Here is a 6088-nt window from a genome sequence, read left to right on the forward strand (position 1 = left end):
CCCGCCCCCTCCTTCCCCTCTTTCCACCAAGCCGCCGATCCGCTCGCGGAGCGTCCGCGCGTCGAGGCCGTGGGCGGTGAGGTGTTCGGCGACGGTGCCGTAGCGCCGGAGTTCGGCCTTGCCGACGCCCAGGCCGAGCACACGGTGGGGCACGTCGGCGAGTGCGTCGTTGGCGGCTGCTGTCGAGGTGCCCGCCAGATATGGCTCGACGAGGACGACGTCCGTCCCGGCATCGCGCGTGGCGGCGCGCAACGCGTCCGCGTCGAAGGGCCGGACGGTCGTCGCGTACAGGACGGTGACGTCGAGGCCCTCCGTCGCGGTGAGGACGGTGTCGAGCATCGGTCCGACGGCGACGACCACACCGGAGCGGCCCTGGCGGACGGTGAGGAAGTGGGCGCCGTCGACCGGGAGAGCCTCGGCGTTCGACTGGACGGACAGCCGTACGTACACCTTGTCGTCGCCCGCCGCGACCGCGTGCCGTAGGAGGGTCTCGGCCTCGTCCGGGTGGCCCGGCACGTGCACGGTCCAGCCGTCCAGGGTGTCGAGGAGGGCCACGTCGCCCGGAGCCATGTGCGTGAACCCACCGGCCGGCCAGTCGAAGGAGGCCGCCGCGCTCACCAGGACCGCGCCGACGTCCTGGTGTCCGAGGTCCAGCTTGACCTGCTCGAAGGGGCGCTCGACGAGGAAGCTCGCGAAGGTGTGCACGACCGGGCGCATCCCGGTCAGGGCGAGTCCCGCGCCCGCCCCGACGAGGAGCTGCTCGCAGATGCCGACGTTGATCACCCGGTCGGGGTGCCGCAGTCGGGCGTCCGCGAAGCCGTCCTTGCCGATCTCGGCGAGCACGACCGCGACGCGCGGGTCCTCGTCGAGCAGCCGGGAGACGACCGGGGCGAAACGGTCACGCATGGTGTCCATGGAGAGCCTTTCTCGATGTGCCGGTGGGGGGAGGGACGATCAGGCGGACTTCGGCTCCACCCGGGCCACGACCACATGCGGTCGGCCGGGGTGCGGCGTGGTGAAGGCGGCGTACAGCGCTTCGTGGTCACGGCCGTCGACCGTCACCGCGGACCAGCCCGCGGCCTCGAAGCGGGCGGCGATACCGCCGGGCCGGGCATGGCTCGCGGAGGAGTTGTCGACGACGACGGTGTGCAGCCGGTCCAGTCCGGCGGGCCCGGCGAAGGCGATGGCCTCGTGGTTGCTGCCCTCGTCCAGTTCGGCGTCCCCGACCAGCACCCAGACCCGCGGTTCGGTACGTCCCTGGGCGCGCAGCCCGAGTGCCGTCCCGACGGCGATCGGCAGCCCGTGCCCCAGCGACCCGCTGCCGATCTCCGCGCCCGGCACCAGCACCCGGTCGGGATGGTGCCCGAGCGGCGAGTCGTAGGAGCCGAAGTCCGGGAGCCACTCCACCGGTACGAACCCCTTGGCGGCCAGCACGGCGTAGTAGGCCATGGGCCCGTGCCCCTTGGACAGCAGGAACCGGTCCCGTTCGGGGTCGTCCATCCGCTCCGGGCCGACCCGTAGCACCCGGTCGTAGAGCACCCACAGCACGTCCAGCGTGGAGGTCGCCGCCGGACCGTGCTTCTCGTCGCCGGTCATCAGCCCCATGAGCCGGGGCAGGTCGCCGTGCGTGTACGGGCGGCTGTGTTCCGTGGTGGTCGTCGTCATGCGGACGATCGTGCAACCTCAACCAAACTTCAGGTCAAGCGGCGCGGTTGGAGTCGGCCGCAAGTGACCCCGGCCCCGAATAAAGGCGTGCGCGATCATCGACGCGAGTGCGGTATTGTTTCCATGCGCGTTCAACCAGGGGAAACCCCAGGTCAGACGGGCAGCGGGACGTGGCGCAGCTTGGTAGCGCACTTGACTGGGGGTCAAGGGGTCGCAGGTTCAAATCCTGTCGTCCCGACCAGCTTTGATGCAGGTCGGAGGCCGTTCTCTCCTTTGGGGGAGGGCGGCTTTTCGCGTTCCTGGAGGGCTGGTGGTCGCAGTGTGGTCGCAGGCCGGATCTGGGGACGGCTCGCGGGGGAGCGGGACCCGGGCGAGGCGGGGGAGCGGAGCCGGTTGAGGGCTTCGCGCAGCCGCTGGATGTGGTCGCGTGGTGAGCGCGGCCGCTTCGGCCGGGCCTGGCGGTCGGCTCTTTGTTCGGCCCGGGTGAGGGTGTGCTGGATGGTGTCGACGGCTTCGCGGGCGGCTTGCCGGGTGAGGTGGCTGTAGATGTTGGCCGTGGTTGACAGGGTGGAGTGGCGCAGGGTCTTGGAGACCACGGCGAGCGGAACTCCGGCGGTGATGGTGAGGGTGGCGGCCAGGTGGCGCAGGTCGTGAACGGTCACCCGGGGGACGTCGGCTTCGTCGGACAGTTGCCGGAGCCGGTCGAGGACGGAGCGCGGCCGCAGGGGCCGGCCGTCGGGTCGGCAGAAGACCAGTCCGGTGAACGGATCGCTCGGGTTGCTGTGGGTTCGGGCGCTGGAGCGGGCCCGGTGTTGGAGGGCGGCGGCGACGCGGGGTGAGATGGCGACCCAGTTCTTGCTGGAGCGGGTCTTGGGCGCGGTGATGACGAGCCGATTGTTGTCGATCGCGGAGAGCGTGCAGCGCACATACAACACACCTTCGGTGAGGTGGATGTCGTCCCAGTGCAGGCCGAGGGCTTCGCCTTTGCGCAGGCCGGTGCCGATGAGGACCTCGAACAGGTCAGCCATGTCGGGGTCGGCCTGGTGGCAGTGCCGGAGGAAGCGCACCGCCTCGGCGGCGGTCCAGATCCGGCGCTCCGGCGCGGGCGGTCGACGCAGTGCCGGTGGGCTGGCCGGGTTGTGGGCGAGGCGGTGCTGGCGGACGGCGTCGCCCAGCGCGCTCGACAGAGTGGCCAGGCACCGGTAGAGGGTGGTGCGGCCGCGGCCAGCCTCGAACTCGCTGGTGACGAAGGCGTTGATGTGCCGGTGCCGGAGGTCGTCCAGCCGGAGGCTGCCGAAGGCGGGGACGAGGTCGTTGTGCACGTAGTCGCGGTAGCGGGCCATGGTCGTCGGCTTGAGTACCAGTGCCTTGGCCGTCAGCCAGGTGTGCAGGTAGTCGGCGACGGTCTGGTTCGGGTCGGCGTTGAAGCCGCCGGCCTCGCCCTCCAGGAACGTGGCCAGCGCGGCCCCGGCGGCGTTGTGGCTGGTGAAGCCGCCTCGCCGGACGGTGGTCCGGCGGTGGTGCGGTGCGGGGATGTCGACAGCGAAGGTCCACGTCCCGTGGTGATGGTCGGTGATCAGGCTCGGGCAGCCGGCTCCGAGCTGGCGACGGTGGCTGTCGCGGCAGCCGCACCTGCGGTAGACGCGGCCGCGGTCGGTGGTGGTGCGCATGGGGATCGCCTCCCAGCGGAGGAGGAATGGCCGACACCTCCAGTCTCGTGCGATCACCTGCGACCACCACGTCCACCATGCTGCCGCGACCAGCGCGTTTCCCTTGGCCGCGCACCAAGGGAGACAGCCTGGGACGTCTGATTCCGTGGCGGAGCTCTCTTCTCTCTCTGCCTCTCGGATCATCGCGAGTGGATGCCTCACCGCCGTACGGGGTCGGATGACTGCTCAGTTCCTGCGTGCCGCGACGTGGACGAGGCCTTGATCTGTTCCCGATGACGCACCATATGGAGTGCGTCGCGATCCTTGAGCCGGTGGCCAAGCTGTCCTGACCTGCGGTTTTGTGAGTGCACATTATGTGCGGTGTGGGCGTTATGGGCGGTATCTTGCCGCTGGAATGACGCTCGTTCTGATGGGGTGTCAGGTGTGTGGATGGGCTGGTCAGACCACCTGAAATGATCAGGCTCCAGTCCGCTCGCGCGGAGCCGACGCGAGGACGACGAACCCCGACTTCCGTGCCCGCCTATGACCGGCCACCCTCGTTCTGCTTGACACGTCGTCGGGTGGCGCCGTGTTGGGTCCCGGCGGCGTTGAGAGGCGGGCGCAGCCGGGTAGCAGGTTCGCACCTTGGGGCGCCTCTGTAACGGTTGTGGCGATGGTCGGCGTTGATTGTGCTTCGAGTGGAGGTGCGGCGGCGGAGGCCACAGCAGCGTTCCGCGACCCTGAACAACGGGGCGGGCAGTGCGAGCCTCTACGCTGACTGCTTTCACGAGTGGGGAGGGTGTGTTGGCGCGGCAGGCCACGCTCGGGCGGGACTTCCGACGGTTGTGGGGCGCATACGGGGTCAGTGCTGCGGGCAGTGCCGTCGCTATGGGGGCTTTGCCGCTGGTCGCCCTCCTGGTGCTGCATTCCTCGGCGTTTCAGGTTCCTCTGCTTACTGCTTTCTCCGCAGTGGCCAGTGCGGTGATCGCCCTCCCGCTTGGTGTCCGCATTGAGCACCAGTACAAGCGACCTGTCATGATCACTGCCGATCTGGTCCGCTGCGCGGTACTGGTGAGCGTTCCTCTCGCGGCTGCTTTCGGCGGGCTCACCTTCATCCATCTGTGTGGCGTGGGCATCCTTCAGACGGCCGCGGCGGTCGCGTTCGACGCGGCGAGCACCTGAAGGCGCTTGTCCTGCCCAAGCACCGTCTTCGTGCCAACAGCCTGTTCGAGACCACCAACTGGATCAGTGTCAGCGTCGGTCCGCCAGTCGGCGGGTTTCTGGTCGGTGTTCTGGGCCCCACCGTGACGATGGCGGTCGACGCCACGTCGTTCGTGGGATCCGCTATCGGCATCCGCCGTATCCAGCGGCCCGAACCCGCGCTGACGGCACGCGCCGCTGCCCCTCGCCTGGACCGCGACATTGCGGTCGGCTGGCAGTACATCCTGCGACATCCCGGACTGCGTGCGTTGTTCTGCAACTCCCTTCTCGTCGGCGGCTCCATCATGATGACGTCACCGTTGATGGCCGTCCTCATGCTGCGTGACCTTGGCCTCGCGCCGTGGCAGTACGGACTTGCTCTGGGACTGCCCTGTCAGGGCGGTGTGCTGGGTTCTCGATTGACTCCGCCGCTCACCCGCCGTCTGGGGCAGCGCCGGATCCTGTTGCTGTCCGGCGTCGCACGCACACTCTGGACGATCCTGTTGCCGCTTGTGCCGTTCGGTGCCCTCGGCGTGATCATCATCGTGGCGGTTGACTTCGGCCTGTTGTTCGCGGCCGGCGTTTTCAATCCGTCGTTCACCACCTACCGCATGGAGGCCACGCAGGACGCGTTCATGTCCCGCGCGGTGACCTCCTGGTTGATCAGCTCGAAGACGTGCCAGGCAGTCTTTATGATTGCCGGTGGCCTCATCGCCGATGCGGTGGGTGTTCGTGGTGCGCTGTTCATCGCTGGTGTGCTGTGTTTGTCGAGCGTGCTCCTTTTGCCATGGAAGACGGCACGCACTTCCGCCCAGGGCATTCCAGCACCGGCGGGGGAGCCGGTTCAGGAATCGGCCCCATCCCCGGCCGACTCTCCATAGCGAACTGCTGGCCCGCGCCTGCGGTCACGATGAGTTCGCGTTGCTCAAGTTCCCAACACAGGCTTGGGGTTGCTGATCCGCTCATCGCGACCTCGGCTAGGTTGCCAGCATGGCCGCCGAAATCGCCGAGTTCGAACTGACCGAGCCCTGGGCGGGCTTCATCGCTGCGCCACTCGTGGGTGGCAGCAACGCGGGCGTACTTGTGCTGTCTGGATCGAGCGGCCGGATCGAGCGCGAACGTTGTCGGCTCTTCGCCCGTGCCGGCGTGACTGCGGCGACGGTTCGGTGGTTCGGCGGGCCCGGGCAGCCGCCGGGCATCTGTGAAGTTCCGCTGGAGACCCTTGTTGAGGCGACCGGGCTGTTGCGTGAACGTGGTGTTGAACGGGTCAGCATCTTGGGGCTTTCGAAGAGCGCCGAGGCGGCGTTGTTGGTGTCCACGCTTTCAAACTGCGCGGATGCTGTGATCGCGCTGGCCCCCTCGTCGGTCGTCTGGGCCAACGTCGGCCCTGGACTCGACGGCCGGGATCGCCCGTATCGGTCCAGTTGGACTTGGCAGGGGCAGCCCCTACCCTTCGTCCCTTATGTCGAGTCCTGGCTCCCGGCGGAGCCTTCAGGCGATGGTGTCCCGCCGAGTGGTGTAGTCACTGGTCGAGCTGATTCGGTTTCTGCTGTGGTGGAAGCTGGGGATCGTCC

General features: G+C 68.5%; 5 protein-coding genes, 1 tRNA gene and 1 pseudogene. 4 read left to right on the plus strand and 3 right to left on the minus strand.

Going from position 1 to position 6088, the window contains the following annotated elements; all coding sequences use genetic code 11:
- Together AC31A1_RS44780 and AC31A1_RS44785 are read right to left on the minus strand one after the other, a co-directional pair.
- Positions 1-915, minus strand: a 915-nt coding sequence (locus tag AC31A1_RS44780) for a transketolase family protein (RefSeq protein WP_489658824.1), incomplete at its 3' end; no start/stop codon positions are given.
- Positions 916-954: 39 nt separating this feature from the next.
- Positions 955-1665, minus strand: coding sequence for a transketolase (locus tag AC31A1_RS44785; RefSeq protein WP_489658825.1), 711 nt, complete (start codon positions 1663-1665; stop codon positions 955-957).
- Between the two features lie 164 nt (positions 1666-1829).
- Here AC31A1_RS44785 and AC31A1_RS44790 point away from each other — a divergent pair.
- Positions 1830-1906: transfer RNA gene (locus AC31A1_RS44790), tRNA-Pro, on the plus strand.
- On the opposite strand, the gene AC31A1_RS44795 is transcribed toward AC31A1_RS44790, so the two are convergent.
- Positions 1869-3335 carry a site-specific integrase gene (locus tag AC31A1_RS44795; protein WP_489658826.1) on the minus strand — a complete coding sequence of 489 codons (1467 nt, stop codon included), beginning with the start codon at positions 3333-3335 and terminating at the stop codon, positions 1869-1871. The two genes, AC31A1_RS44790 and AC31A1_RS44795, sit on opposite strands and share 38 nt — an antisense overlap.
- Before the next feature lie 783 nt (positions 3336-4118).
- Here AC31A1_RS44795 and AC31A1_RS44800 point away from each other — a divergent pair.
- The 3 genes and pseudogenes from AC31A1_RS44800 to AC31A1_RS44810 form a co-directional block, all read left to right on the plus strand.
- Positions 4119-4496 carry a hypothetical protein gene (locus AC31A1_RS44800; protein WP_489658827.1) on the plus strand — a complete coding sequence of 126 codons (378 nt, stop codon included), beginning with the start codon at positions 4119-4121 and terminating at the stop codon, positions 4494-4496.
- Positions 4436-5395, plus strand: coding sequence for an MFS transporter (locus AC31A1_RS44805; protein ID WP_489658828.1), 960 nt, complete (start codon positions 4436-4438; stop codon positions 5393-5395). Before AC31A1_RS44800 ends, AC31A1_RS44805 begins: the two co-directional genes overlap by 61 nt.
- 109 nt (positions 5396-5504) lie before the next feature.
- Positions 5505-6088 (plus strand): annotated as a pseudogene (locus tag AC31A1_RS44810) (hypothetical protein); the annotation flags it as partial.

The sequence above is a fragment of the Streptomyces sp. P5F9 genome (assembly GCF_057961495.1).

Coding starts and splice junctions, on each gene's coding strand:
- AC31A1_RS44785 (WP_489658825.1), bottom strand. CDS start 1,665: ATGACGACGACCACCACGGAACACAGCCGCCCGTACACGCACGGCGAC.
- AC31A1_RS44795 (WP_489658826.1), bottom strand. CDS start 3,335: ATGCGCACCACCACCGACCGCGGCCGCGTCTACCGCAGGTGCGGCTGC.